Here is a 24,736-nt window from a genome sequence, read left to right as displayed (position 1 = left end):
GAAATTATGAAATTTGTAAAAGACGAAGAAGAAAAAACAAGAGATTATATATTTCAAAAAGACACGAAAACTAAATTTGGTGCGTGGTTTATAATAATTGTATTACTAATTTTAGTTGCAGCTGTAGCTATTTCAGGAATTCATTTCAAGTGGTTTTAATAAACTCTGATTAGAATAAGTTTATCGTAGAGCAACTCCAAACTTTACCGGTTTTTTGATGCTATTACACTTATTATTAATATCTGTATGGCATGAAACAACATCAGCGGTAATAGAATAATACCAATAGTCGCCATATTACCGAAAAGAATCTTAGAAAAAACAGTCCCATGTACTAATGACTTTTTAGTACCACAAAACTGAGCTGTTATTTTATCTTCTCTGTTAAGACCAAGCTTTTTAGCCATAAAACCTGTTAACGAAAACGCGATAATAAATAACACCATTACGCCAATTAAAAGTAAAGCTAAATCAAAAAGTGAAACCGCACTAAACATATTGTTATAGAACGATGCCGCAAAACTTTTGTAGATTATTAATAAGATAATAGACTTATCAAACAACGTTAATTTACTACTGTGCTTAATAGCAAAATCACCCCAAAAACGTTGTAAGAGTAATCCTAATATTACAGGTAATATAATCTGAATAATAAGCTTTAGGTAGATATCGGTAAAATCAAAATCGGTTTGCGTACTATCTATAAACAACCCCATCCACAAGGGCGTAACGGCAATACCTATAATTCCTGAAATACTAGCATTAAAGATAGCTGCTGGTATATTTCCTTTTGCCATGGATACCATCACTACTGACGATGATACCGTAGATGGTAATGCTGCCAGGAAAAAGAAGGCTAACCAAATCGTTTCTTGCTCCTCATTTTGAATAAATGGACGCAGTAGCAACACTAGTAACGGAAACATTAAAAACGTAGAACCTTGCACCAGAAGATGCAACTTCCAATTTTTAAGTCCTGCTTTTAATTGGGTTGAATGTAATTTCAATCCATAGAAAAAAAATATAAGTGAAATTCCTATGGCACTAATAGTGTCGATAGGAATTTCGCTATTTTCAATTCCCCATTCCGGAAAAAAGTAAGCTAGTATTATAATTCCTATAATAAATAGGACAAATTTATCAATCTTCATAATCGTTTGTTAGGCACATTGATTCCCTTTGCGAAATTAAAGACTCTTTTTAAGAATTGCTCTAAAAATAATGTCAAAAAATTGAATTCGTAGTGATGAAGCTAAAATAACACCTTCCGACTATAAATTCCTTATAAATTAAAAGAGGTAATCCTTTCTGAATATTTCATTTGCACAAATAACACCCCTTATTTCAAATTTAAAAACATTAGGAAATTTTAAAATAATTAAAGACCTTTGATATGTGAAAACAGCTACACTCTTTTTAGCATTATTTATGCTTTTAAAACCTACTATTCCATTTGTGGAGTATGCTGCTTTTTATGATTACATTAAAAATGAACTTTGTGTTAATAAAGAAACCCCAGAAATGGGTTGTAATGGTAAATGCTATTTAAAAAAGGAATTAGCCAAGGTTTCCGATTCTGAAAAAAGTAGCGATAAAAACCAGTCTTCTCCCACGGAACATCAAGTTGTTTTCTTTCAAGATATTTTTATTAATACTTTAGATAGCATCGTAAAAGAAGAAAATTCAAAAATAAACACTTCATATCATAAAATTTATAAATTCAATTTTATGAATTTTATCTTTCATCCTCCACTCGCTTAATTTTAAAATAGAACCTCTGTAACTTATAGAATTAGTATGTCGCTAAGTGATTTATCATTAGCCTATACACTGCATCCATAGATCATTAATTAGAGCTAATTAATAATCTAACACTTTTGCTTTATATCTACTAGTCTACACGGACAAGGTTTCTACGTCTCCTTTGTAGCGAAACTAACAGTAATTTCTGTCTTTCTACGCACCTAATTTGATACTAATATTGTTACTATTTAAACAGCGTTTAAGTATTAAAATAGCTGCAGCTACATCTTATTTTTTTTAAATAAAACACTTATAAGTGATGAAGAAAAGCATTTTTCTCGTGGCTGCAATTCTGGTTGCGGTTACATCGTGTACACTAGATAAAACCGATTACGAATCTGAAATAAGCACTGTAGTTACAGAGCATTTTGAATATCTCGAAGTTGTGTCCGTCATTAAAAATGATTATCAGATTAGTATTGAAGCCTTAAACGGAACCTTCTATAAAGGTTACAATGACTTCCGTTTAAAAATCATCAACACTCAAACTAACGAAAGTTTAAATACGTCAGAAATCACATTCTTACCTATTAGCACTAATTATAATGGTAATAATTCTTCGGGTCCACATCGTTATAATTTAAATTATAATTCCACAGAGGATTATTATTCTGGCTACACTGTCTTCACCAATGAAAGTACCGATTTAGAAAACTGGAAACTATACCTCTCATTTACCGACAATGACCAAACATACACGGTTGACCAAGATATTATTGTAGAAGCGCAAACTAATATGAATTTGAACATGACCTCCTTTACAGGAAGTGATGGTGAGCAATATTTTATCGCTTTAGTAGCACCACAGAAACCCAAAATTGCACAAAATGAATTGGTTGCAGGCATCTACACATACAATCCACCTAGTAATGACGCTGGTACTTTTCCTGATGCTTCTCAGTTTTCATATTCTGAAGTCGCCGATTACACCTTATTATTAGATCCAAGAATGCCAGAACCCTCAATGGGAAATCATTCCTCTTTAAACAATGAAGATTTAACTCAGCAAGAAGATGGTTTATATTATGGAATCGTCAATTATACTATGACGGGAAACTGGACTTTAAATTTCAGGTTGCAAAACCAATTTGGTGAAATTTTAAAAGGCACAGAAGTATCTACCGAATTCACACCAGGAATTGAAGGAGCAAGAAGCGAACTATATATCGATATATTATTCTAATAATGATGAAATTCCTAACCCTTATACTATTGCTTTTTGCCGGATTGTTCATCCATGCACAAAACACAGAAAAAAAGAAAGACAGCATTATAGCACTCAGCGAAGTAAAATTAGTATCTGTAGTTAAAAAGAAGATTGAAACAGACATGAAAATGGCCGTTTCCGTCGATGAGTTTTTAGCGTCTTCAGAAAATATCAGTTTTATAAAACGCGGTGCATATGCATGGGAACCGTTACTAAACAATATGAGTTCGGAACGCTCTACAATTACCATTGACGGTATGCACGTTTTTGGTGCGTGTACAGATAAAATGGATCCTATTACCTCTTATGTAGAGAGTAATAATTTGTCTGCGATTGATATTAAATCTGGGCAAGAAGGTAATATGCATGGTGCAACCGTTGCCGGAAGTATTGATTTAAAACGAAAAAGCACACCTTTTGGCTTATCAAAGCAATGGGATGGCGCTTACCAAACAGGTTTTGAATTTAATAATAAGCAGTTTTTCAACTTAGCGAACACCTCTTATTCTAGTGATAAATTTGTCGTCGATGGAAGTTTAGCATTCCGAAATGCCGGAAATTATAGTGACGGAAATAATGATGACGTTGAGCATTCACAATTCACTAAATTCAATGCGTCTTTGGGATTAGCCTATAAAACAAGTGAGTTATCTTCTGTAAAGTTAGAAGCAATCTATGACCAAGCTAATGATGTTGGCTATCCTGCTTTACCCATGGATTTATGGTTATCGCGTGCCTTAATCACCTCAGCAACATACAAACAAGTCTTTGAAAAGGGTTTATTCAGAGCCTTAGATACTAAGATTTATTTTAATGCTATTGAACATTATATGGATGATACCACACGTCCTGAAAACTTGGTCCATATGGATATGCCAGGCTGGAGCACCACTTATGGTTTGCTCTCTAAAGCGAATATTAAAAAGAATCGTTTTAGCTCTGAAATTCAACTAAACGCTTATAATAATTTATCTACAGCCGAAATGCGCATGTATCCTCAAGACCGAAGTGAGCGTAGCATGTTTGCTTACAGTTGGCCTGGAGTTACAACGACTTTTGCCGGACTTTCCATCAACAACTCCTGGGAAATATCTGAGAAAAGTCAACTGAATTTTGGTGCCTCTTTGGGAGTCAATTACAACCATTCGAAATATGTAGAATTCAACTGGATATTTCACCCAGGCACACCACAAGAAAAAACGAGACTATTACCTAGTTTACACGCAGGTTATCAATTAGATATCAATAACTTTAATTTTTCTGTAGGAGGTGGTTACGGTCACAGAGCACCATCGGTTTCCGAAGGTTATGGCTATTACATTTATAATAGTTTTGATCGTTACGATTATATTGGAAACCCTGATCTTGAAAATGAAATATCATACGAAGGCAGTGCTAGTGCTGGTTATAAAGATGATAAATTTAGTATTCAAGCTAGTGTGAATTATTTCTACATTGAGAATTATATCATTGGTCGGATATTAAGTTTAGGTAGCCCAATGAATTATCAATCTATTGGTGTTAAAGGCTACACGTCTTTGGATTATTCAACGTTATTCAATTTCTCACTGAATGGAAGTTATTCCATTTTAGACAATTTACACTGGAAAGGCGTTCTAACTTACGCACGTGGAAAGGATGAAAACGAAAATAACTTGCCATTTATTAGGCCTTTAAGCTATCAAACAGCACTTCATTATCAGTATCATAATCTAAGCTTTCAAACGTCGATAAATGGAGATTTAGAACAAATCCATTACAGTCCAGAATATGGTGAAGACCAAACACCTTCTTATACCATTTGGAATTTATCTGCAGATTACACCTTCCGCATTAAAGATTATAAAACCGTTATACAAGTTGGGGCAGAAAATGTATTGAATGCATACTACAGTACTTATGCCGATTGGGGAAACATTCCGAGAATGGGACGTAATATTTTCACGTCTTTAAAATTCAACTTCTAAAGAGATGCGCAGCGTTTTTAGTTTCATAATGACCCTTATATTTCTGTTTGTTGTTTCGCAGCAAGCCGTCGTTATTATGCACTTTAAACTCAACCAAAAAGCCATTATAGAACAATTTTGTATCAATAAAAGCAAACCAGAACTACAATGTAATGGTAAATGTCATTTAACAAAAGAACTACAAGAAACGGAAGATACCCCTTCAGAAAAAATTATTAATACAAGAAATTTTGATTTGGCATTCAGTTCAAATTTCGAAATTGAATTAAAAATTCCAAAAATCTCAAAAAAGAGGGAATTGGTGATTTACAAAGAATTTCAGCATACCGAACCCTATTTAGAAATACTGGTGCCACCGCCAATATATACAGAGGGTTTTAATCGCACTTAATATTATTTAAAACAAATTACCAATTATTACAAATTTAAAAAATGAAAAATCTTAAAAAATATATGTTATCAGCAGCAGTACTTGTTGCGTTTATGTCTTGTAGTTCTGATGACGACAACCGTGTAGCAAACAATGTGACTTTAGAATTCAGCAATACATTTAACAGTACGCCTATTGTCCTTGGTGCAGCAACTTCTGCAGAAGCTACCGTTAATACTTCTGATGCAGGACAAGTTCACCATTTTTCTGAATTAAAATACGTAGTCAGTAACATTCGTCTTATAAAAGCTAATGGTACTGAAATTCCTTATAACGTCAACAATTTAGATACAGGTGCAACGGTGGTTAACCAAGCAAAACCAGAAACTTTAAGCTACGTTTTAAGTGATATTCCTGTTGGAGATTATACAGAAATTAAATTTGGTTTAGGTGTAAGATCAGACTTAAATACTTTAGATCAAGTTAGCTTTCCAACGTTTTATGATAACGCAGGCTCAAATGATACTGAAATGCATTGGGAATGGGGAACAGGATACCGTTTTACTAAAATTGAAGGGTTCTATGATACAGATAATAAAGAGTTGTCTTTCCATTCTGGAAGTACTTTAGAAGGTGACGAAGAAAATTTCACACAAGGAGTCGATGCTTATAGAGATATTACATTAAGTCTACCTGCTACTGCAACTGTTGGTAATAGTGCACCAACAATTGCTATCAAAGCTGATTTTGATTATTTCTTAAGTGGAAATAGCCACACAGTAACGTTGGTTTCAACTGAAGATATTTCGAACAACGCAACACCAAGTGCTCATACAGCTACTGAAATGATGAAGTTTGTAGAGAATATTGGAGGTAACGGTACAACAGATGTTACAGGAATGTTTTCTATTACATCTGTAGAAAACTAAATCTAAAATTAATGAGTCGGTTATGAGGCCTACCTCTAGCCGACTCTTTTTACTAGTTTCATACTATATTTTCATGAAAAAACTCATACGACATATCGCTATAGTATTGCTAATTACGAGTTGTAATAACGATGATTCTGAACGTGTTATTTATAACAATCCGGAAATATCATTAAATATTCCTATTGATTTTCCTGAATTCAACAGTTCAGTATACACTAATACACCTACAGAATTTGGTGTTGAATTAGGGAAAAAACTATTTTTTGACAAACAATTGAGTGCAGATAACACGATTTCGTGCTCGAGTTGTCATATTCAAGAAAGTGCTTTTGCAGATCATAATCCTAAAGGAATAGGAATCGAAGGCCGCATAGGACTTCGTAATGCGCCACCTGTACAAAACATGGCGTTTATGCAGTTTTATAATTGGGACGGCAATAAACTTCAATTAGAAGATCAGCCATTAGTACCTATTATTACACATGAAGAAATGGATTCTTCAATTTTAGAAGTGATAGGTAAACTTGAAACAGATCCATCTTATATGGAGCTTTTTAATAAAGCATTTGAAGGTGAAGGTATTACCGCTGATGGTATTTATAATAGTATTGCACAATATGAATACACCTTAATTTCGGCAAACAGTAAATACGATAAAGTAAAACGCAATGAAGGTGAAACATTTACAATAAGTGAAGCGCAAGGTTACGCTGTTTTTCAAGATAAATGTATCAGCTGTCATAATACAGAACTATTCACGGATCAAAGCTTTAGAAATATCGGATTTCCTATAAATCCAGACCCTGAAGAAGGAGGACGTGCCAGAATTACAGGTCTTGTTGAAGATTATATGCGTTTTAGGGTGCCTAGTTTAAGAAATATAGAATATACTGCTCCTTACGGTAGCTTCGGACAATTTGCAACATTAGAAGATGTGCTCAATTATTTAGATACTGGTGTTTTAGAAGCTGATAATTTAGATCCTATTTTAAAAGATAATAACAACAGAATACCACTTTCACCACAGGAAAAAACAGACTTAATTGCTTTTATGAAAACCCTAAGTGATGTTGAATTTTTAGGTCTTAACGATTAAGAACACTTTTTACACACTCCTGTTAAAACACAATTTACGTTCTCTACATGGTAACCGTTTGGAATCGAAAAATTAACTTCATTAGGAAGACATTCTAATGTTTCACAAACCGTACATTTAAAATGAAAATGTTGATGCATTTGATGTGTTTCATCACAACCATCGCATAAGGCAAAATATTGTTTACCATCTTCTGCAATAACTTTGTGCAACACACCATCCTCACAAAAACGATTTAACACACGATAGATTGTTGCTCTATTAATATCAATAGAAATTTCGCCTTCAATCGCATCCTGACTCATAGCTTGTCCGGCTTTAGTGATTACACTTAAAACGGCTTCTTTAGTCGGTGTATTTCTTCTTTTCATTGTTAATGCGATTTATTTGCAATAATTTATTGCAACAACATTGCAATATTATAAATAAATAATATATTTGCAAAACACAGTAATGCGACGTAGTCGCTTTTAAATTCTTTAACGTTTAGTAAAGTGAATAAAATAAAAAATAATACCCTAGATATAATAGCACTTTCAAGCTCTTTAATTTGCGCCATTCATTGTGCTATATTCCCTATTTTACTTTCGTTCTCTTCATTGAGTAGCTTATATTTTTTAAATAATCCAATGATTGAGTGGGTATTCATAAGTTTAGGAATTGTGTTTTTATTAACCTCGCTTTGGCCAAGTTATAAAACAATTCACCATAAAACCAAACCTTTAAAGATTGCTTTATTAGGGTTTGCTTTTATAGCTATAGGCAGACTTCACTTTACACATTTATGGGAGGTTAGTAATACGGTTATAGGTGCAACTTTACTCGCTTTAGCACATTATGCTAATTGGAAATTATTACGCATAGCGACTAAGCAAAACCACTAATTAAAACTTACTAAACAAATTTAAAAACGTAAATATTTTAATTATTAAATGAAGAACAGCATCACATACTTCTTTATTATACTTTTTCTTTCCTTAAAAATGGTTGGGCTTCACGCCTTAACTCACGATGAGGACAAGGACCAAGAGTTACATTGTGAGGTTTGTGATTATGCTACAATTAATAATGTAATACCTATCCTAACTCCAGAGGCACAAGAGTTTTACATTAAAAACACAGAATTGGTCATCGTTAGAGACAACTTTAACGCTTACAGTTTTGTAACTCATAAGACGATTACTTCTAGTCAACTACTGTCTAGACCTCCTCCCTTTTCACTATAAGTCTCTCTCTATATACCTTTTAGCTTTTGAAGCATTAGTTCCATTTTTAGAATTATGTGCTTCAATATCGAGATACTCAGAGACCCCATGATTTAATGCGTTTAGACGTCTTCTTCCATAGTGAAGCTCTAAAACTTTAGCTATTTAAATCATTTGATTCGTTATAGAAAATCCGATTTCATTCAAACCAAATAGATTTTATAATGGGTCGTCCGTTTGACGAATCCTACAAATCTTATTGTATCATATTATGTTATACAAAACCCTGAGTTTATGGCTATTTTTTAGCCTAAGCACAATCGCTATTGCACAGAATTCTTTTCAAATAAAAGGATCCGTAATAAACCAAAACACTTTACAACCCATCGAAGGTGCCACTATTAATGGCGAAAATCTTCATGCGATTTCATCTGCTTCAGGAACATTTACCATTCCTAATGTTACTGAAGGCATCTACTCCTTTACGGTTTCGCATTTAGGTTACGCTTCTAAAACAATTACTATAAAAGCAAGCTCAAATAGCGAAAACCTTAAAATTTTATTAGAGGAATCTACCACCGAACTCAACGAAATAAAGGTCAACGGAAAAACTAAAAAGAGAGAACATAAAGAATCGCCTGTAGTTTCTCAATTGGTCTCTAAAGAATTTCTTACTACCAACAGAGAAAATAGTTTGATGCAAACCCTAAGTAAAATTCCGGGTGTAAGTACTATTAAAATTGGCTCCGGACAATCTAAACCTGTCATTAGAGGTTTAGGATTTAATAGAGTTGCAGTGGTACAAAATGGTATAAAACACGAAGCACAACAATGGGGAAATGATCATGGTTTAGAAATAGACCAATATGGCATTGAAACTATTCAGATTGTAAAAGGACCGGCTTCTTTGGTTTATGGTTCTGATGCTATTGCTGGTGTTGTAGATATTCAACCAAATAAAATACCGCTTGCAAATTCCTTTAGTGGTGAAGTGAATGTCTTAGGAGAAAGCAACAATGATTTATTAGGGATTTCAGCAGGAATCCAAGCCAGAAAAGAGAAATGGTTTTACCGTGGACGCCTCACCTATAGAGATTATGGCGATTATAAAGTTCCTACAGACCAAATAAATTACGAAAATTACATCTTTACGCTACACGACAATAATCTACGTAACACCGCAGGAAAAGAAGCTAACGCTAGTATAAGTGTCGGGTATATTTCAGACCGCATAACCTCAGAAACCACAATTAGCAACGTCAATGCTAAAAATGGCTTTTTCGCTAATGCACATGGATTAGAAGTGAGAACATCGCGCATTGATTACGACCAGTCTAATAGAGATATTGATCTGCCTTATCATAAAGTGAACCATTTTAAAATCACGAATAACACGTCAATAGCTTTAGATAAACACAGTATTAATCTCGATTTCGGTTTTCAAAATAATTTAAGAGAGGAACATTCCGAACCAATACCGCACGGTTATATGCCAACACCTTCAGATAGCAAAGAACGTGGGTTTCATAAAAATACGTTTACCCTAAATGCAAAGGATAGTTTTAAATCTAATGATAAGCATAATCTGGTTACTGGTGTAAATGTAGAATTTCAGCATAATACTATAAGTGGTTGGGGATTTTTAATACCCGAATACACCCGATTTACAATTGGTGCTTTTGCTTTTGATCAGTTTAAAATCAATTCAGATTTACATCTTTTAGCTGGAGTTCGTTATGATTTTGGACAAATACATAGTAAGTCTTATTTTGATTGGTACCCTTCCACCATCAATAATGCTAATGGTTCTACCTCATATGTCTATTTACAAAGAGCCGAAAACAAAACGCTCAATTTTGGAAATGTGAGCGCTTCTGTAGGCTTAAGTTATATTCTAAACAATACCACCTTTAAAATAAATGCAGGAAAAAGTTTTAGAATGCCTTTACCTAATGAATTAGCTTCAGATGGCGTGAATTATCACATGTACCGTTATGAGCAAGGCAACCTTAATTTAGACCCTGAAGAATCTTATCAATTAGATATTGATATCGACCACACCACAAAGGGTTTTAGCATCGGAGTTAGTCCATTCGTCAATTTCTTCGAAAATTTTATTTACCTGAATCCGACTTCAAATTATTATGAGACGTTACAAATTTACGAATACACACAAAACAAGGTATTTAGAGCAGGTGGAGAATTAAGAGCGAGTACAAGTGTTATTCCTAATTTAAAATTAGATGCTTCTGCTGAATACGTCTACTCTAAACAAACCAGTGGCCCAAAAGAAGGTTTTACTATTCCATTTTCTCCACCATTATCCGGATTGTTTTCTGCAAACTATCAGTTTAAAGATGCTCTCTTTTTTAAACAACCTCAACTAAGGGCCGATTACAGAATTACGGCAGCACAAGATGAGATTGTACCACCAGAAGAACAAACTGAGGGCTACCAAGTCTTAAACATGGCATTACTCACACAAATAGATGTCTTTAAAACTCAGAAAGCATTGGAAATAAAGTTTAAACTCAATAACGTCTTCAATACTAATTATTACGACCATACGAGTTTTTACCGCTTAATCGATGTGCCAGAAGCCGGAAGAAACATCTCTATAGCACTCACACAATCCTTTTAATAACCATAAATAATTTATAAACCATGAACACAAACATTATGAACACAAAAACAAAACTTATGAAATCAAATTTTAAATTTTTAGCGCTTATCGCGTTTTTCGGAATCCTTTTAAACTCATGTAGCAGTGATGATGACGCTAGTTCACCTAGTCTTAATGCTCCAGAAATAACTAATTTTGAATATGGGGAAGGCAGCGTACACTCTACAGATCAGGTTGCTTTTAAAGGATCAGACATTCATTTAGAAGCCGAAATAAATGCAGAAGCTGTGGTCAGTAGTATTACGCTTTCGATCCATGCTCACGATTTACCTCTAGCTGATGGTGAAGTTGAGTGGGACTTTTTCCAAGAATACTCAGGGAGTAATTATCAAGTCATCAATCCTACATTTCATGAACATGTAGATGTACCAACTAATATTCCTTCTGGAGAATACCACATTGAATTAACTGTTACTGATGAGCTTGGAAATAGTACAGCAATCGAAGGGCATTTAGAGGTTTTAGATTCCATAATATTAAGTGGTTTCTCTGTGGATGCTGCTGCAGCTAAAGGGAGCGATTTTCATGCTGAATTTATGATTAATGCACTTAATGGCATTCACAATATTACAGTAGATATCCATGCGCACGGTCTTCCTGTTGGTGCTGGTGAAGTAGAATGGGATTCTGAAATCATATTCTCAGAAGGTTATCATGGCTTAACAGACGTAGAATTCCACGAGCATATTGATGTCCCAGCAACTGCACCTGCAGGAGAGTATCATATAACTTTTACTGTTGAAGATGAAGATGGAAACACTAAAGCTTACGAAACACATATTGATGTTACAGCATCTTAAACATTAATTATTCCGCATAGTGTCGCACATACTATGCGGTTTTAAACTTTTTACCATGAAATGGATTACCAAATATTTTAATTTAATCTTAGTCATAGTACTCTTTACTTCATGTTCTAGCGACGACAGTAATACTATCGATGAAGAAAAGCCTACTATAAGTATTAATTACGCTGAAGGTTTTCCGCAAGCTTGCGAACAACTCCTAAAAGGGGAAACTTATATCTTTAAAGCACAGGTTGCAGACAACAAAGCACTGGCTTCATATAGCTTAGACATTCACCATAATTTTGATCACCATACTCATGATGATCAAGGAGAAACTTGTGATTTAGAGCCGATAAAAGGAGCCGTAAATCCATTCATATACATGGAAAATTTTGAAATCGAAGGTGGATTATCAACTTATGAGATTAACATCAGTATCACTATCCCAGATGATATAGACACAGGAGACTACCATTGCTCATATTCAGTAACCGATGAAACAGGTTGGCAAAGCAGAACTTCTGTTGATATAAAAATCATTGATTAGATATTTACCTATTAAAAGACATAAACAATTACATTAAAATTGGGTTAGATTTTTGATGTTTTTTAGCAGTGCCAGAAACCACATACTGGCACTGTTTTTTTTATGTAAAAATTCTTCTACTCACGACGATTTACCCATTATAATCGAGATCTAAAAATGCCTCCAAAAAGGCATTTAATCTATCATCAAACAATTTCAATATTTACACTAAATAAGAAGGTGTTTTTATCTAAAATAGAATACAATTATCTACCTTTGTCCTCTATTGGTTTATGTCTATGTATTATAGATATGATTAAAAGGGAATCAGGTAAAATAGTTATTAACTTAATAATCCTGAACTGTTCCCGCAACTGTAAGTTTAGTCCCTTTTTGGGATGCCTCTAATGAAAATCTTCAACATCCACTGTTCTTTTAGAATGGGAAGGACCATTAGTAGGACATGAGTCAGGAGACCTGCCAATTTTACCAACAATTAACACAACCGCTTTCGGGTAAAAGGCATCGGGTTTATGAGATATTTTGTATGCACCATTTTGTTTTGCATAGGTTTTTGTTCTATGCTTCATTCGCAAACCGACTCTATAACGGCTTTGAGAGAGGTACGTCTTATTGCTTATCAACTTAAAGATTCTACATACACTAGAAACGTTATTGTAGTTAAAGACAGTGTTCTAAAACAAAACCAAGCTTCATTAACCAATTTTCTAAACTTTAATAGTACCGTTTATTTTAAGGAAAATGGTCTAGGCATGGTTTCTTCTCCGTCGTTTCGAGGGACTACAGCATCGCAAACCTCAGTACTTTGGAACGGTATTAATATTAACTCACAAACCACTGGGCAAACTGATTTTAACACCATAAATACACGTGGTTATAACAAAATAGAAATAAAACCAGGAGGTTCTAGTGTTGCTGATGGCAGTGGCGCTATTGGAGGCTCTATTAATTTAGTAAATGAATTGGGCTTTAACAAAGGATTTCATAATGAGCTCTTTGCTAATTATGGTGAGTTTAACACCTACGGAATAGATTACCAAACCAATTATTCCTCAAAGAAATTCAGCATGCTTTTAGGTATTGCAAGAAATGCTTCTGATAATAATTATCCGTATCCCGAAACCGACCGCATCAATATTAATGGCCAATACCACAATACTAATGTCAGTTTTGCAGGGACTTCAAAATTGAATTCAAATAACACACTTAAAGTTTTTGCTAATATATATGACGGTAGACGGAATTTTTCGGTACCTACACCAAATGCTTTAAAAACAAAATATACAGATTTCAACACGCGCTCATTAATAGAATGGGAAAGTCATTTTAGTGCATTTAAATCCAATCTTAAAGTAGCCAGCACCACCGAAGAATACCGCTATTTTGGAAACATTGATAATGACTTTTACACCTATGGAAAGGTCACTAGTTTTATAGCTAAATACGGACTAGATTACGCTCTGTCTAATAAAATGTTACTTACCGCTGGACTTAATTACACACACAATGATGGTCGTGGTTCTAATATTGCTTCAGAAACCCGCAATTTGTCTGCTGCTTTAGTGAGTTTTAAACATGTGCTTTCAGAAAAATTTTTATACGAATTAGGATTGCGTCAAGAAACCAATGAGCAGTATGGGAATCCACTTTTATATTCTGCAGGTTTTAGTGCTAAACTCACCGACGTTTATCAATTAAAGGTTAACACGTCCAGGAATTTTAGAATCCCGACTTATAATGATCTGTATTGGCAAGGCGTTGGAAATACGGATTTAAAACCCGAAACCTCTTATCAAGGTGAAATCAGCAATAATTTCAACTTTAAAAACCTATCCGTTTCGTTAACTGGTTATTATAATTATGTCGAAAACTTGTTGCGTTGGGTTCCTGATAATTCAGGTATTTTCAGACCAGAAAACACGAATAAGGTTGAAATTTACGGATTAGAATCGGTCGTTACACTTCAAAAATCATTTGGAAATCATAAATTCACAGGTTCTGCAACTTTTGCATACACGGTTTCAGAGAATAAAGAAACAGGAAAGCAGTTAATTTATGTGCCGTTTTACAAATTCACGTCTTCAGTGGGTTACAATTACAAAAGAATTTCAGCTTATTACCAATACCTCAATAATGATGAAGTCTTTACAACTACCGACCATGCTACCGAACATATTTTGGACAGCTATATGGTGGCTAATTTGGGAGCCGAATATACGCTTGGTAAAAAACGCAACTATAAGCTAGGTGCACAAATACTCAATTTTTGGAACGAATCTTACGAAAGCGTTCTCAACCGACCAATGCCTGGGCGGAATTTCAACTTCTATTTACATCTAAAATTTTAAAATATGAAAAACCATTTTCACAAATTAGCAAGCCTCTTAATCATAGCGACACTAAGTATAACATCCTGTACTAGTGATGACAGAGACGATCCTATTACTGCGCAACCACCCTCTGGAAATTATACAGACGGTATATTTATTTTGAATGAAGGCGGATTTGGTTATTCTAATGCTTCAATTTCTTTTTTCGGAGAGACAGGTGACGTTTATAATTCCATTTATACTGAAGTTAACGGTGTAAATCTTGGAGACACCGCACAAAGTATGGGTTTTAATGGTGACAATGCGTATTTAGTGGTCAATAACTCATCTACCATTGAGATTGTTAATCGCTATACGTTTGAATATATCGCAACAGTAAGTGATATGATTGTCAATCCTAGATACATTGAATTTAGCAACAACAAAGGCTATATCACCAACTGGGGAGATCCAAATGACGTCAACGATGACTTTGTCGCGGTTTTAAATTTAGATACAAATCTTATTGAAGCTACAATCCCCGTAGCTGAAGGTCCGGAAAAAATACTATCGAATAATGATAAACTTTACATAACGCACAAAGGTGGCTATGGCTATGGTAATACTGTAAGTGTCATTGATGTGGCATCACAAAGTCTAGCAAATACTATTTCGGTGGCAGATGTACCAGATGGCATGGTAATAGACAACGGATATCTCTACGTCATTTGTTCTGGTAAAGCCTCTTGGACAGGAGATGAAACCCTAGCAAAACTTTTCAAGATCAATCTATCTGATATTAATGACATAACGACTCTTAATTTTTCAACAGAGCAACATCCTAGTCATCTTGAATTTGAAAATGGAACATTGTATTACACCATGGACAATGCTGTATACAGTTTAGACAGCAATGGTTTTCAGCTTCCAGAAACCCCTTCTTTTTCAACAGCAGCAGATGGTGTTGAGATTCTTTATGGTTTTGAGGTGCACGAAGGTGCTATCTATATCGCTGATGCTAAAGATTACGTTTCTAATGGAGAAGCATTTATTTATAATCTTAATGGCGATTTACAAAACCAATTCTCAGTCCAAATCATTCCGAATGCATTCTATTTTAACAACTTATAATAATAAATTAAAAACAATTAAACTATGAAAAACTATTACAAAAAAACACTTTACATTCTATCTGCAGTTTTATTATCTGCAACAAGCTACGCTCAAGACTACTCTGATGGTCTCTTTATTTTAAACGAAGGTTTATTTGGTACAAATACGGCTTCAGTTTCACATATTGATGCCAATGGAACATTAGAAAATGATATTTTCACGACTCAAAATCCTAGTATGACTTTAGGTGATACAGGACAAGGAATGGGCTTCTATGGCGATTTTGCTTATGTCATACTTCATTATAGTGACGAAATAAAAGTAATGAACAGTACGACTTTTGCTTTTTCGGCTAGCATTACAGATCAATTAAGTGCCCCACGTAATATCGCATTTTATGATGGTTATGGTTATGTGACTAATTGGGGAGATCCATCAGATACAACTGATGATTACGTTGCTGTAATCGATTTAGCAACTAATACCATTACTGAAACAATTCTTGTAGCTGAAGGTCCTGAAAAAATTGTTCAGAAAAATGGAAAATTATTTGTGGCGCATCAAGGTGGTTATGGTTATGGTAATTCTGTTTCTGTAATTGATATAGCAACAAGTACTGTAGAATCAATCACTGTAGGCGACGTGCCATCATCGTTAAAAGTTGACGATGATTATTTATATGTACTTGCTAGTGGAAAACAAGCTTGGACAGGTGATGAAACTTTAGGTAGTATTCACAAAATAGATTTATCAGATTATCAAAACCATGTGACCATTGATTTTCAAACGTCAGAGCACCCAAGTTTTTTAGCATTAGATGCTACTGATTTATATTATGTTTTAAATAATAACATTTATAAAATGGCTTCAACAGATACAACGCTTCCAACAGTAGCCTTTAATACAACGACTGACGCACAACTCACTTATGGTTTTAACAAGGTTGACGACAAGCTCTATTTATTAGATGCTATAGATTATGTAAGCCCAGGAAAAGTATTTGTATATGACGAAAGCGGACTTTTACTAACACAACACATCGTAGGACCACTTCCTAATGGAGTTTACAAAAACGAAGGAACTCTAAGCGTTAATAACTATGCTTTTGAAAACACAACTATATTCCCGAATCCTGCATCTGGAAGTTTTCAATTAAACCTTACAGAAAATGCTACTGTAAAATTATATGATGTATCAGGAAAATTAGTAAAGAACGTAAACTATACAAACACGCAACCAATCTCTTTAGAAGGTATAGAAACCGGAATGTATTTAGTTAATGTTGAAGTGAAAGGAAATTCTACAACTCTAAAACTAATGGTGAAATGATAAAAACGGTTCTTCTCTTTCTGTGTTCTAGCTTTGTTTTACAAGCTCAAAGTTATGCGCCTGCTGCAGGTGAACCAGGTTCTACTGCTATTTCTGCTGATAGTCCTGTTTTTGTAGCTTGGGCAACTGGCATAGAATTACAACGTGGACATGTTGATATTTCTAACCCTACGTTTGAGCATGAGGATAGTAATTATGCAACTTATGGAACAGCTGAAGATGCCTTAGGCTCCGCAACCAATAGCGTGGTAAGCTTAGGAGATGCTGGTGAAGCCACCCTAACCTTTGAGACACCAATTACCGATGGCGATGGTTTTGACTTTGCTGTTTTTGAAAATAGTTTTAGTGCTACTTTTCTAGAATTAGCTTTTGTTGAAGTGAGTTCTGATGGTGTTAATTATTTCAGGTTTCCATCTCATAGTGAAACGCAAACAGAAACGCAAATTGATGGATTTGGAACTATTGATCCGACATATATCAACAATCTCGCAGGAAAATACAAAGGGTTATTCGGAACACCTTTTGATTTATCAGACTTAGAGGAGGATGCTTTATTAGACAAAAATAATATTACGCACATCAAAATAATTGATGTTGTCGGAAGTATTGACCCAGCTTATGCCAGATATGATAGTTTTGGTAACGCTATTAATGATCCTTTTACCACACCATTTTATTCTGGTGGCTTTGATTTGGATGGCATTGGAGTTATCAATCAACAGGTATTAGGAGTCGATGATGAAAATCTTGACACCATTGCTATTTACCCAAACCCAGCCTCTAATAAATTCTACATTAAAACAGTTGAAGAAGTCAATGTAAGTATTTATAATATGCTTGGTAAATTGGTGATTTCAGAAAAAGTTAATGCAAATAATACTATTGAGATCGCTTCGCTTAAAAGTGGAGTGTATCTAGTTAGAATTGCATCTCATGGAAAAATAAGTCAACATCGACTTATAAAAGAGTAATAACTAATTTTAAAAAACTGCTTTTCATATCACTTTGAAAAGCAGTTTTTTTTTAGAAGACACCGAACATCTTATATTACAATAGTTTAAAAACTAAAAAACTCTATAAATCAAAAGATTTATAGAGTTTTTTTTAGTCGGGGTGGCAGGATTCGAACCTGCGGCCTCCACGTCCCAAACGTGGCGCGATAACCGGGCTACGCTACACCCCGAAGTTGTATTCCCAATTTCGGACTGCAAATATATAATTTTTCTTTATAATCCAACAACAATTGTCTAACTTTAAACTCTTAATCTTTTTTAGACAAAAAAATTATGGATATAAAAAGTATCATTATCGGACTAATCCTCTCTAGCACACTAGCATGCGCGCAAGATAAAAATCCTAAAAATTCAGAAAATACACACGAAATAATAGTCTCAGATCTAAATATTCCTTGGGGTTTTACATTTCTTCCTGATAATTCCATGTTAATTACCGAAAAATCAGGTGAGCTTATTCATTTTAAGAATGGAACAAAAACAAGTATTTCTGGTCTGCCAGAAATTTATGTTCGTGGCCAAGGCGGTTTATTAGATATTATTTTACATCCTAATTACAAAGAAAACAATTGGGTTTACCTTTCCTATGCTTCATCTGAAGGTGAAGATTCTGGCGGAAATACAACTATAGCAAGAGCCCAACTTAAAGATCATAGTTTAACAAATCTACAAGTATTATATAAGGCCTCACCCAACACAACTAAAGGTCAACATTTTGGATCTCGTTTCGCTTTTGATGATGATGGATATTTATATTTTTCGGTTGGAGATCGAGGAAATAGAGATGAGAACCCTCAATATATTACCAGAGACGGCGGAAAAATTTACCGCCTTAATGCTGATGGCTCTATTCCTGAAGATAATCCTTTCGTTAATGAATCGGGTGCCAAAACGGCTATTTACTCTTATGGCCATAGAAATCCCCAAGGCATGACAATTCACCCAGATTCAAGACAACTATGGACGCATGAACACGGCCCTAAGGGTGGTGACGAAATAAACATCATTAAACCAGGAAAAAACTATGGTTGGCCTATAATAAGCTTCGGAGTAAATTATATTGGCACAAAATTCACCGATATCACAGAAAAAGAAGGTATGGAACAGCCCATTCACTATTGGGATCCGTCCATTGCACCCAGTGGAATGGCTTTCATTAATAGTGACAACTATGGTGATTGGGATGGCAATCTTTTAGTAGGTTCCCTAAAATTTCAATATTTAGACATGTGCACTTTAAAAGATAATAAAGTCATAAAAGAAGAACGTTTACTTGACGGATTAGGACGCGTAAGATCCGTAGAGCAAGGTCCTGATGGGTTTATTTACGTCGGCATAGAAAATTTAGGTATTGTAAAATTAATAAGAAAATGAAAAAAATAATTATCCTCGGAATTTCGATATTAGCACTTGTATCATGTAATTCAAACACTAAAAAATCGAATACAATAGCTCAAAACCACAATACAGTTAATCAAGATAACCCTAAACTAATAGCTAGTATAGAACGTGGCAAAATTGTATATAATGATATGTGCATCACTTGTCACCTACCAAATGGTAAAGGTGTACCAAGGGCCTTTCCTCCCCTAGCCGATTCAGATTTTTTAAGAGAAAACCAAACCGAAAGCATCAAAGCGGTAAAATATGGTATGTCTGGGGAGATTGTAGTAAATGGTATTACTTACAATAGTACAATGGCACCTTTAGGGCTTTCCGATAATGAAGTTGCTGATGTTATCAATTACATCAACAACAGTTGGGGAAATACGATTAACAACTTTGTTACGCCAGAGAAAGTTTCCGAATTATAAATGAACTATACTACATAAATAATTAAATTTGTAGCAATCAAACAAATCAAAATTACATATGCTTATTATAGGAATTGCAGGTGGTACAGGCTGCGGAAAAACAACAGTTGTAAACACTATTTTAAAAGAATTACCTGAAGGTGAAGTTGGAGTAATATCTCAAGATTCCTATTACAAGGACACCTCGCATTTAAGCTTTGAAGAACGCGTTAAAATTAACTTTGACCACCCAAGATCTATCGATTTTGAATTATTAGAGCAACACCTCAAAGAATTAAGAGCAGGAAACAGTATTAATCAACCAGTATATTCATTTGTGAAACACAACCGAACAGGCGATGTTATTGTTACAAAACCAAGAAAGGTGATGATCGTAGAAGGGATATTAATACTATCTCATGCTGAAATCCGAGATCTATTTGATATTAAAATATATGTGCATGCGGATTCTGATGAGCGCCTAATACGACGTTTAAGACGAGATATTACAGAACGAGGCCGTGACATCAACGAAGTGCTTCAACGCTACCAATCAACACTAAAACCAATGCATCAGCAGTTTATTGAACCCATGAAAGAATACGCTGATATCATTATACCAAATAACAAATACAATACCGTTGCCGTAGATATCGTTAAAACCATAATCAACGAACGCTTATAATGTCTAAATTCAATATAAAATATCTTAAACCATTTAAGAACATCTATGTTATAGTTCTTGTCGTTTTCATGGTTTGGATGTTATTTTTTGATGCGCATTCATGGTTATTTCATCATGAATTAAACACGGACATAAACGAGTTAGAATACCAAAAAGAGCACTATAGAAATGAGATGGCAAAAGACAATAAAGCTATTAAAGAACTAAGTACTGACGAAGGTATTGAGCGTACAGCACGCGAAACTTACTATATGAAGAAATCTAACGAAGATATTTTCATTATTGAATACGAAGACAGTATTCCGAAAAACAAACAAGATGAGTAAATCATTATTTAAAGATTTTGATTCCGTGTCATCAAAAGCATGGAAACAAAAAATACAAGTCGATCTTAAAGGTGCAGATTACAACGATACATTAATCTGGAAAACCAATGAAGACATCAATGTAAAACCATTTTACCATGCTGATGAATTTGAAACCTTGCCTGAAATTTCAAAAAGCAAAGCAACGAAATGGAAAATAGCGCAATCTATTACAGTTACTGATGCTAACGTCGCTAATTTAAAAGCGATAGATGCTATTCACCGTGGAGCTGAAAGCATTATATTTAATATAGCTTCTGAAAACACTTCAACAGAGCACTTGCTTCAAAATATAGATTTAGATACCGTAAATGTTCATATTAAGTGCGGTTTTCTTTCTGAAGTATTCACTAAAAAATTAATGAATGCTATTCCTAACACGGCAAAAACCCCTCAAATTCATATCCATACAGACATCATAGGTTATCTAGCCAAAACAGGAAACTGGTTCAACAATCTTAATGATGACTTTAGCAAACTTAAAGCAATTGTAAAATCTACTAATCAAATTAGTATAGATCTAAGTCAATATCAAAATGCTGGCGCTACTATTGTTCAGCAATTAGCCTATAGCTTAGCGCATGCAAATGAATATCTAAATCATTACGAAGCGCATAAAGATACGTCTTTAAAGGAGATAAACGTAACGTTTAATACGTCTGTTGGCTCAAACTACTTCTTTGAAATAGCAAAGATTAGAGCTTTACGTCAATTATGGGCAACCTTAGCTTCTGAATATGGTGTTAGTGAAGATTGCAAAATAATAGCCGCACCAAGCAAACGTAATAAAACGATATACGATTATAACGTTAATATGCTACGAACAACTACAGAATGTATGAGCGCTATTCTTGGTGGAGTTAATGAAATTTGCAACTTACCTTATGATTCTCTATTTCATAAACCAAATGAATTTGGAGATCGTATTGCCAGAAATCAACTCTTGGTTTTAAAAAATGAGAGCTACTTCGATAAGGTAAATAACCCTGCAGATGGAGCGTATTATATTGAAAGTTTAACGGAACAATTAGCAGAAAAAGCACTCGAATTATTTAAGGATATCGAAGCCAACGGAGGCTTTTTAAGTCAATTAAAAGAAGGAACCATTCAAAGAAAAATTAAAGAAAGTGCGGCTAAAGAACAGGCCGATTTCGATGCAGAAAAACTAGTTTTGTTAGGCACAAACAAACATCCTAATAATGCTGACAAAATGAAAAATGATCTTGAAATTAGTCCGTTTTTAAAAATCGAAAAACGCAAAACTCTAATTGAACCAGTCATTAACAAAAGACTGTCTGAAAAATTGGAAATCAAAAGATTAAACAACGAGTAAAACTCGGCATTGACAAAACCTATAGTTCTCTTTTATCCCTTAAAACATATTAAGAATGTCTAGAAAAAATCTTCAACATATAACACTAAATAACGAAGCTAAAACTTTGAAACAAGGCGAAGAAAATGACTTTCTTACAGCCGAAAACATCAAGGTAAAATCGACGTATTCAAAAGACGATATTCAAAATATAGAACACCTTAATTTTGTTGCAGGTATTGCTCCAAATCTTCGTGGACCGTACTCAACTATGTTTGTTCGCAGACCTTGGACAATTAGACAATATGCAGGCTTTTCTACAGCAGAAGAAAGCAACGCATTTTACAGAAGAAATCTCGCTGCAGGACAAAAAGGATTGTCAGTTGCCTTTGACTTAGCGACACACAGAGGCTACGATTCTGACCACGAACGCGTGGTTGGTGACGTTGGTAAAGCAGGTGTTGCTATAGATTCGGTTGAAGACATGAAAATTCTTTTCGATCAAATTCCACTAGATAAAATGTCGGTTTCTATGACCATGAATGGAGCCGTGCTACCTATTATGGCATTTTATATTGTGGCCGCTGAAGAGCAAGGAGTTAAACCAGAACAACTCGCAGGAACCATTCAAAATGATATTCTAAAAGAGTTTATGGTAAGAAACACCTACATCTACCCTCCCACGCCATCCATGAAGATCATCTCCGACATATTTGAATATTCTAGCAAGAATATGCCAAAGTTCAACAGCATCAGCATATCTGGGTACCACATGCAAGAAGCAGGTGCCACGTGCGATATCGAATTAGCATACACCTTGGCTGACGGCCTAGAATACATAAGAAAAGGACTTGAAGCAGGTATGGACATCGACACCTTTGCTCCCCGCCTATCCTTTTTCTGGGCTATTGGCATGAACCACTTTATGGAAATCGCCAAAATGCGTGCTGCGCGAATGCTATGGGCAAAACTTGTAAAGCAATTTAACCCTAAGAATCAGAAATCGTTAGCCTTAAGAACCCATTGCCAAACTTCTGGCTGGAGCCTTACCGAACAAGACCCTTTTAACAATGTAGCCAGAACTTGCATTGAAGCTTCTGCGGCAGCTTTTGGAGGCACACAAAGCTTACACACTAACGCTTTAGACGAAGCAATTGCCTTACCAACAGACTTTTCTGCTCGTATCGCTAGAAACACGCAAATATATTTACAACAAGAAACACATATCACTAAATCTGTAGATCCTTGGGCTGGAAGTTATTATGTTGAAAAACTGACGGATGATATTACGAAAGAAGCATGGAAACTCATCCAAGAAGTTGAAGAATTAGGAGGTATGACTAAAGCTATTGAAGCCGGAATTCCCAAATTACGAATTGAAGAAGCTGCAGCTCGTAAACAAGCCCGAATAGACTCTACTCAAGACATTATTGTTGGCGTCAACAAATACCGTTTAAAACAAGAAGACCCAATATCCACACTCGAAGTAGACAACCAAACCGTTAGACTACAACAAATTGAACGCTTAAATAGCATAAAAGCAAGTCGTGATAATACCGCTGTCACAGAAGCACTGTTAAAACTAACAGAATCCGCAAAGACAAGTGAAGGAAATTTATTAGCTTTAGCAGTAGATGCCGCAAGAAAACGTGCCACTTTAGGAGAAATAAGCGACGCTCTAGAGGTTGAGTTCGGTAGATACAAAGCACAAATTAAATCATTTTCAGGAGTGTACAGCAAAGAAATAAAAGACGATAAAAGCTTTCAAAAAGCAAGAGAATTAGCAAATCAATTTGCAGAACAAGACGGACGAAGACCTCGAATTATGATTGCCAAAATGGGACAGGATGGACATGATAGAGGAGCCAAAGTTGTCGCTACGAGTTATGCCGATGTAGGGTTTGATGTAGACATCGGACCACTCTTTCAAACACCAAAAGAAGCCGCAAAGCAAGCCGTTGAAAACGACGTTCACATTCTAGGCATATCTTCCTTAGCAGCAGGACACAAAACACTAGTACCTCAAGTCATAGAAGAGCTAAAAAAATACGGTAGAGATGACATTATGGTTATCGTTGGAGGCGTAATTCCTAAGCAAGATTACCAATATTTATTCGACGCTGGTGCTGTTGCAGTTTTTGGACCAGGAACTAAAATTAGTGAAGCCGCTATTCAGATTTTAGAAATACTGATTGATTAATTCGTAGCTTTTCTTTTTA

General features: G+C 34.8%; 24 protein-coding genes, 1 tRNA gene and 1 riboswitch. Of the genes, 22 read left to right on the top strand and 3 right to left on the bottom strand.

The genetic code is table 11. The features are described from left to right. Positions 1 to 6: 6 nt before the first annotated feature. Positions 7 to 159: a hypothetical protein gene (locus tag DFQ09_RS18915; RefSeq protein ID WP_181897170.1), complete on the top strand. Its 153-nt coding sequence runs from the start codon at positions 7 to 9 to the stop codon at positions 157 to 159. Positions 160 to 203: 44 nt separating this feature from the next. Here DFQ09_RS18915 and DFQ09_RS11040 read toward each other — a convergent pair whose 3' ends face one another. Beyond that, entirely contained in the window at positions 204 to 1,151 is a 948-nt protein-coding gene (locus DFQ09_RS11040; RefSeq protein ID WP_115810272.1) for a bile acid:sodium symporter family protein, read from the bottom strand. A gap of 244 nt (positions 1,152 to 1,395) precedes the next feature. Here DFQ09_RS11040 and DFQ09_RS11035 point away from each other — a divergent pair, with 244 nt between their 5' ends. From DFQ09_RS11035 to DFQ09_RS11010, 6 genes are all read left to right on the top strand, one after another. Next, positions 1,396 to 1,761, top strand: a complete 366-nt coding sequence (locus tag DFQ09_RS11035; RefSeq protein WP_115810270.1) for a hypothetical protein — start codon at positions 1,396 to 1,398, stop codon at positions 1,759 to 1,761. A gap of 301 nt (positions 1,762 to 2,062) precedes the next feature. Further along, complete coding sequence (locus DFQ09_RS11030) at positions 2,063 to 2,986, top strand: hypothetical protein (RefSeq protein ID WP_115810268.1); 924 nt, start codon at positions 2,063 to 2,065, stop codon at positions 2,984 to 2,986. 2 nt (positions 2,987 to 2,988) lie between these two features. Further along, a complete protein-coding gene (locus DFQ09_RS11025; RefSeq protein ID WP_115810266.1) occupies positions 2,989 to 4,977 on the top strand; it encodes a TonB-dependent receptor plug domain-containing protein in 1,989 nt (662 codons plus the stop codon). Between the two features lie 76 nt (positions 4,978 to 5,053). Beyond that, entirely contained in the window at positions 5,054 to 5,368 is a 315-nt protein-coding gene (locus DFQ09_RS11020) for a hypothetical protein (protein ID WP_147298347.1), read from the top strand. A gap of 41 nt (positions 5,369 to 5,409) precedes the next feature. Further along, on the top strand, positions 5,410 to 6,276 hold the full coding sequence (locus tag DFQ09_RS11015) for an MbnP family protein (RefSeq protein ID WP_115810262.1): 867 nt from the start codon (positions 5,410 to 5,412) through the stop codon (positions 6,274 to 6,276). Positions 6,277 to 6,349: 73 nt separating this feature from the next. Further along, on the top strand, positions 6,350 to 7,375 hold the full coding sequence (locus tag DFQ09_RS11010; protein WP_115810260.1) for a cytochrome-c peroxidase: 1,026 nt from the start codon (positions 6,350 to 6,352) through the stop codon (positions 7,373 to 7,375). On the opposite strand, the gene DFQ09_RS11005 is transcribed toward DFQ09_RS11010, so the two are convergent. Beyond that, on the bottom strand, positions 7,372 to 7,746 hold the full coding sequence (locus tag DFQ09_RS11005) for a Fur family transcriptional regulator (protein WP_115810258.1): 375 nt from the start codon (positions 7,744 to 7,746) through the stop codon (positions 7,372 to 7,374). The two genes, DFQ09_RS11010 and DFQ09_RS11005, sit on opposite strands and share 4 nt — an antisense overlap. Before the next feature lie 123 nt (positions 7,747 to 7,869). Here DFQ09_RS11005 and DFQ09_RS11000 point away from each other — a divergent pair, with 123 nt between their 5' ends. The 9 genes from DFQ09_RS11000 (at position 7,870) to DFQ09_RS10960 (ending at position 18,320) form a co-directional block, all read left to right on the top strand. Beyond that, positions 7,870 to 8,259 carry a MerC domain-containing protein gene (locus DFQ09_RS11000; protein WP_115810256.1) on the top strand — a complete coding sequence of 130 codons (390 nt, stop codon included), beginning with the start codon at positions 7,870 to 7,872 and terminating at the stop codon, positions 8,257 to 8,259. Positions 8,260 to 8,307: 48 nt separating this feature from the next. After that, entirely contained in the window at positions 8,308 to 8,601 is a 294-nt protein-coding gene (locus DFQ09_RS10995; RefSeq protein WP_147298346.1) for a hypothetical protein, read from the top strand. 250 nt (positions 8,602 to 8,851) lie between these two features. After that, on the top strand, positions 8,852 to 11,221 hold the full coding sequence (locus DFQ09_RS10990) for a TonB-dependent receptor (protein ID WP_115810252.1): 2,370 nt from the start codon (positions 8,852 to 8,854) through the stop codon (positions 11,219 to 11,221). A 59-nt stretch (positions 11,222 to 11,280) separates the two neighbouring features. Continuing rightward, a complete protein-coding gene (locus tag DFQ09_RS10985; protein ID WP_115810373.1) occupies positions 11,281 to 12,063 on the top strand; it encodes a DUF4625 domain-containing protein in 783 nt (260 codons plus the stop codon). A 55-nt stretch (positions 12,064 to 12,118) separates the two neighbouring features. Then, positions 12,119 to 12,598, top strand: coding sequence for a DUF4625 domain-containing protein (locus DFQ09_RS10980; protein WP_115810250.1), 480 nt, complete (start codon positions 12,119 to 12,121; stop codon positions 12,596 to 12,598). A gap of 250 nt (positions 12,599 to 12,848) precedes the next feature. Further along, positions 12,849 to 13,076: riboswitch (cobalamin riboswitch) on the top strand. A gap of 82 nt (positions 13,077 to 13,158) precedes the next feature. Beyond that, complete coding sequence (locus DFQ09_RS10975) at positions 13,159 to 14,946, top strand: TonB-dependent receptor plug domain-containing protein (protein WP_245940351.1); 1,788 nt, start codon at positions 13,159 to 13,161, stop codon at positions 14,944 to 14,946. Positions 14,947 to 14,949: 3 nt separating this feature from the next. Then, entirely contained in the window at positions 14,950 to 16,038 is a 1,089-nt protein-coding gene (locus DFQ09_RS10970; RefSeq protein WP_115810246.1) for a YncE family protein, read from the top strand. 24 nt (positions 16,039 to 16,062) lie between these two features. Then, positions 16,063 to 17,349, top strand: a complete 1,287-nt coding sequence (locus DFQ09_RS10965) for a YncE family protein (protein WP_115810244.1) — start codon at positions 16,063 to 16,065, stop codon at positions 17,347 to 17,349. Further along, a complete protein-coding gene (locus tag DFQ09_RS10960; protein WP_115810242.1) occupies positions 17,346 to 18,320 on the top strand; it encodes a T9SS type A sorting domain-containing protein in 975 nt (324 codons plus the stop codon). Before DFQ09_RS10965 ends, DFQ09_RS10960 begins: the two co-directional genes overlap by 4 nt. A gap of 137 nt (positions 18,321 to 18,457) precedes the next feature. Here DFQ09_RS10960 and DFQ09_RS10955 read toward each other — a convergent pair. Then, positions 18,458 to 18,532 (bottom strand) — tRNA-Pro (locus DFQ09_RS10955). Between the two features lie 103 nt (positions 18,533 to 18,635). On the opposite strand from DFQ09_RS10955, the gene DFQ09_RS10950 reads away from it, so the two are divergent. From DFQ09_RS10950 to scpA, 6 genes are read left to right on the top strand one after another with little or no spacing between them, the layout of a single operon-like run. After that, positions 18,636 to 19,736 (top strand): PQQ-dependent sugar dehydrogenase, encoded by a 1,101-nt coding sequence (locus DFQ09_RS10950; protein ID WP_115810240.1) that lies wholly within the window; start codon positions 18,636 to 18,638, stop codon positions 19,734 to 19,736. Continuing rightward, positions 19,733 to 20,176, top strand: coding sequence for a c-type cytochrome (locus DFQ09_RS10945; RefSeq protein WP_115810238.1), 444 nt, complete (start codon positions 19,733 to 19,735; stop codon positions 20,174 to 20,176). Before DFQ09_RS10950 ends, DFQ09_RS10945 begins: the two co-directional genes overlap by 4 nt. A gap of 58 nt (positions 20,177 to 20,234) precedes the next feature. Further along, positions 20,235 to 20,840 carry a uridine kinase gene (gene udk / locus DFQ09_RS10940; RefSeq protein WP_092468706.1) on the top strand — a complete coding sequence of 202 codons (606 nt, stop codon included), beginning with the start codon at positions 20,235 to 20,237 and terminating at the stop codon, positions 20,838 to 20,840. Beyond that, positions 20,840 to 21,166 (top strand): FtsB family cell division protein, encoded by a 327-nt coding sequence (locus tag DFQ09_RS10935; protein WP_115810236.1) that lies wholly within the window; start codon positions 20,840 to 20,842, stop codon positions 21,164 to 21,166. The genes udk and DFQ09_RS10935 overlap by 1 nt, the downstream gene beginning before the upstream one ends. Next, on the top strand, positions 21,159 to 22,538 hold the full coding sequence (locus DFQ09_RS10930) for a methylmalonyl-CoA mutase subunit beta (protein ID WP_115810234.1): 1,380 nt from the start codon (positions 21,159 to 21,161) through the stop codon (positions 22,536 to 22,538). The genes DFQ09_RS10935 and DFQ09_RS10930 overlap by 8 nt, the downstream gene beginning before the upstream one ends. A gap of 55 nt (positions 22,539 to 22,593) precedes the next feature. Continuing rightward, the gene (gene scpA / locus DFQ09_RS10925; RefSeq protein ID WP_115810232.1) at positions 22,594 to 24,717 is read left to right on the top strand and encodes a methylmalonyl-CoA mutase; all 2,124 of its coding nucleotides are present in this window, start codon (positions 22,594 to 22,596) and stop codon (positions 24,715 to 24,717) included. Positions 24,718 to 24,736 lie beyond the last annotated feature (19 nt).

Origin of the sequence: Winogradskyella pacifica, assembly GCF_003386275.1 — a bacterium.
Classification (GTDB): Bacteria; Bacteroidota; Bacteroidia; order Flavobacteriales; family Flavobacteriaceae; genus Winogradskyella; species Winogradskyella pacifica.
Note: the sequence above shows the minus strand (reverse complement) of the source record. Positions and strands in the feature narration are given on the sequence as shown.

Bases quoted from the DNA above. Each gene is read 5' to 3' on its own strand.
- DFQ09_RS18915 (WP_181897170.1), top strand. From the start codon at position 7: ATGAAATTTGTAAAAGACGAAGAAGAAAAAACAAGAGATTATATATTT.
- DFQ09_RS11040 (WP_115810272.1), bottom strand. From the start codon at position 1,151: ATGAAGATTGATAAATTTGTCCTATTTATTATAGGAATTATAATACTA.
- DFQ09_RS11030 (WP_115810268.1), top strand. From the start codon at position 2,063: ATGAAGAAAAGCATTTTTCTCGTGGCTGCAATTCTGGTTGCGGTTACA.
- DFQ09_RS11025 (WP_115810266.1), top strand. From the start codon at position 2,989: ATGATGAAATTCCTAACCCTTATACTATTGCTTTTTGCCGGATTGTTC.
- DFQ09_RS11020 (WP_147298347.1), top strand. From the start codon at position 5,054: ATGCACTTTAAACTCAACCAAAAAGCCATTATAGAACAATTTTGTATC.
- DFQ09_RS11015 (WP_115810262.1), top strand. From the start codon at position 5,410: ATGAAAAATCTTAAAAAATATATGTTATCAGCAGCAGTACTTGTTGCG.
- DFQ09_RS11010 (WP_115810260.1), top strand. From the start codon at position 6,350: ATGAAAAAACTCATACGACATATCGCTATAGTATTGCTAATTACGAGT.
- DFQ09_RS11005 (WP_115810258.1), bottom strand. From the start codon at position 7,746: ATGAAAAGAAGAAATACACCGACTAAAGAAGCCGTTTTAAGTGTAATC.
- DFQ09_RS10995 (WP_147298346.1), top strand. From the start codon at position 8,308: ATGAAGAACAGCATCACATACTTCTTTATTATACTTTTTCTTTCCTTA.
- DFQ09_RS10990 (WP_115810252.1), top strand. From the start codon at position 8,852: ATGTTATACAAAACCCTGAGTTTATGGCTATTTTTTAGCCTAAGCACA.
- DFQ09_RS10985 (WP_115810373.1), top strand. From the start codon at position 11,281: ATGAAATCAAATTTTAAATTTTTAGCGCTTATCGCGTTTTTCGGAATC.
- DFQ09_RS10980 (WP_115810250.1), top strand. From the start codon at position 12,119: ATGAAATGGATTACCAAATATTTTAATTTAATCTTAGTCATAGTACTC.
- DFQ09_RS10975 (WP_245940351.1), top strand. From the start codon at position 13,159: ATGCTTCATTCGCAAACCGACTCTATAACGGCTTTGAGAGAGGTACGT.
- DFQ09_RS10970 (WP_115810246.1), top strand. From the start codon at position 14,950: ATGAAAAACCATTTTCACAAATTAGCAAGCCTCTTAATCATAGCGACA.
- DFQ09_RS10965 (WP_115810244.1), top strand. From the start codon at position 16,063: ATGAAAAACTATTACAAAAAAACACTTTACATTCTATCTGCAGTTTTA.
- DFQ09_RS10960 (WP_115810242.1), top strand. From the start codon at position 17,346: ATGATAAAAACGGTTCTTCTCTTTCTGTGTTCTAGCTTTGTTTTACAA.
- DFQ09_RS10950 (WP_115810240.1), top strand. From the start codon at position 18,636: ATGGATATAAAAAGTATCATTATCGGACTAATCCTCTCTAGCACACTA.
- DFQ09_RS10945 (WP_115810238.1), top strand. From the start codon at position 19,733: ATGAAAAAAATAATTATCCTCGGAATTTCGATATTAGCACTTGTATCA.
- udk (WP_092468706.1), top strand. From the start codon at position 20,235: ATGCTTATTATAGGAATTGCAGGTGGTACAGGCTGCGGAAAAACAACA.
- DFQ09_RS10935 (WP_115810236.1), top strand. From the start codon at position 20,840: ATGTCTAAATTCAATATAAAATATCTTAAACCATTTAAGAACATCTAT.
- DFQ09_RS10930 (WP_115810234.1), top strand. From the start codon at position 21,159: ATGAGTAAATCATTATTTAAAGATTTTGATTCCGTGTCATCAAAAGCA.
- scpA (WP_115810232.1), top strand. From the start codon at position 22,594: ATGTCTAGAAAAAATCTTCAACATATAACACTAAATAACGAAGCTAAA.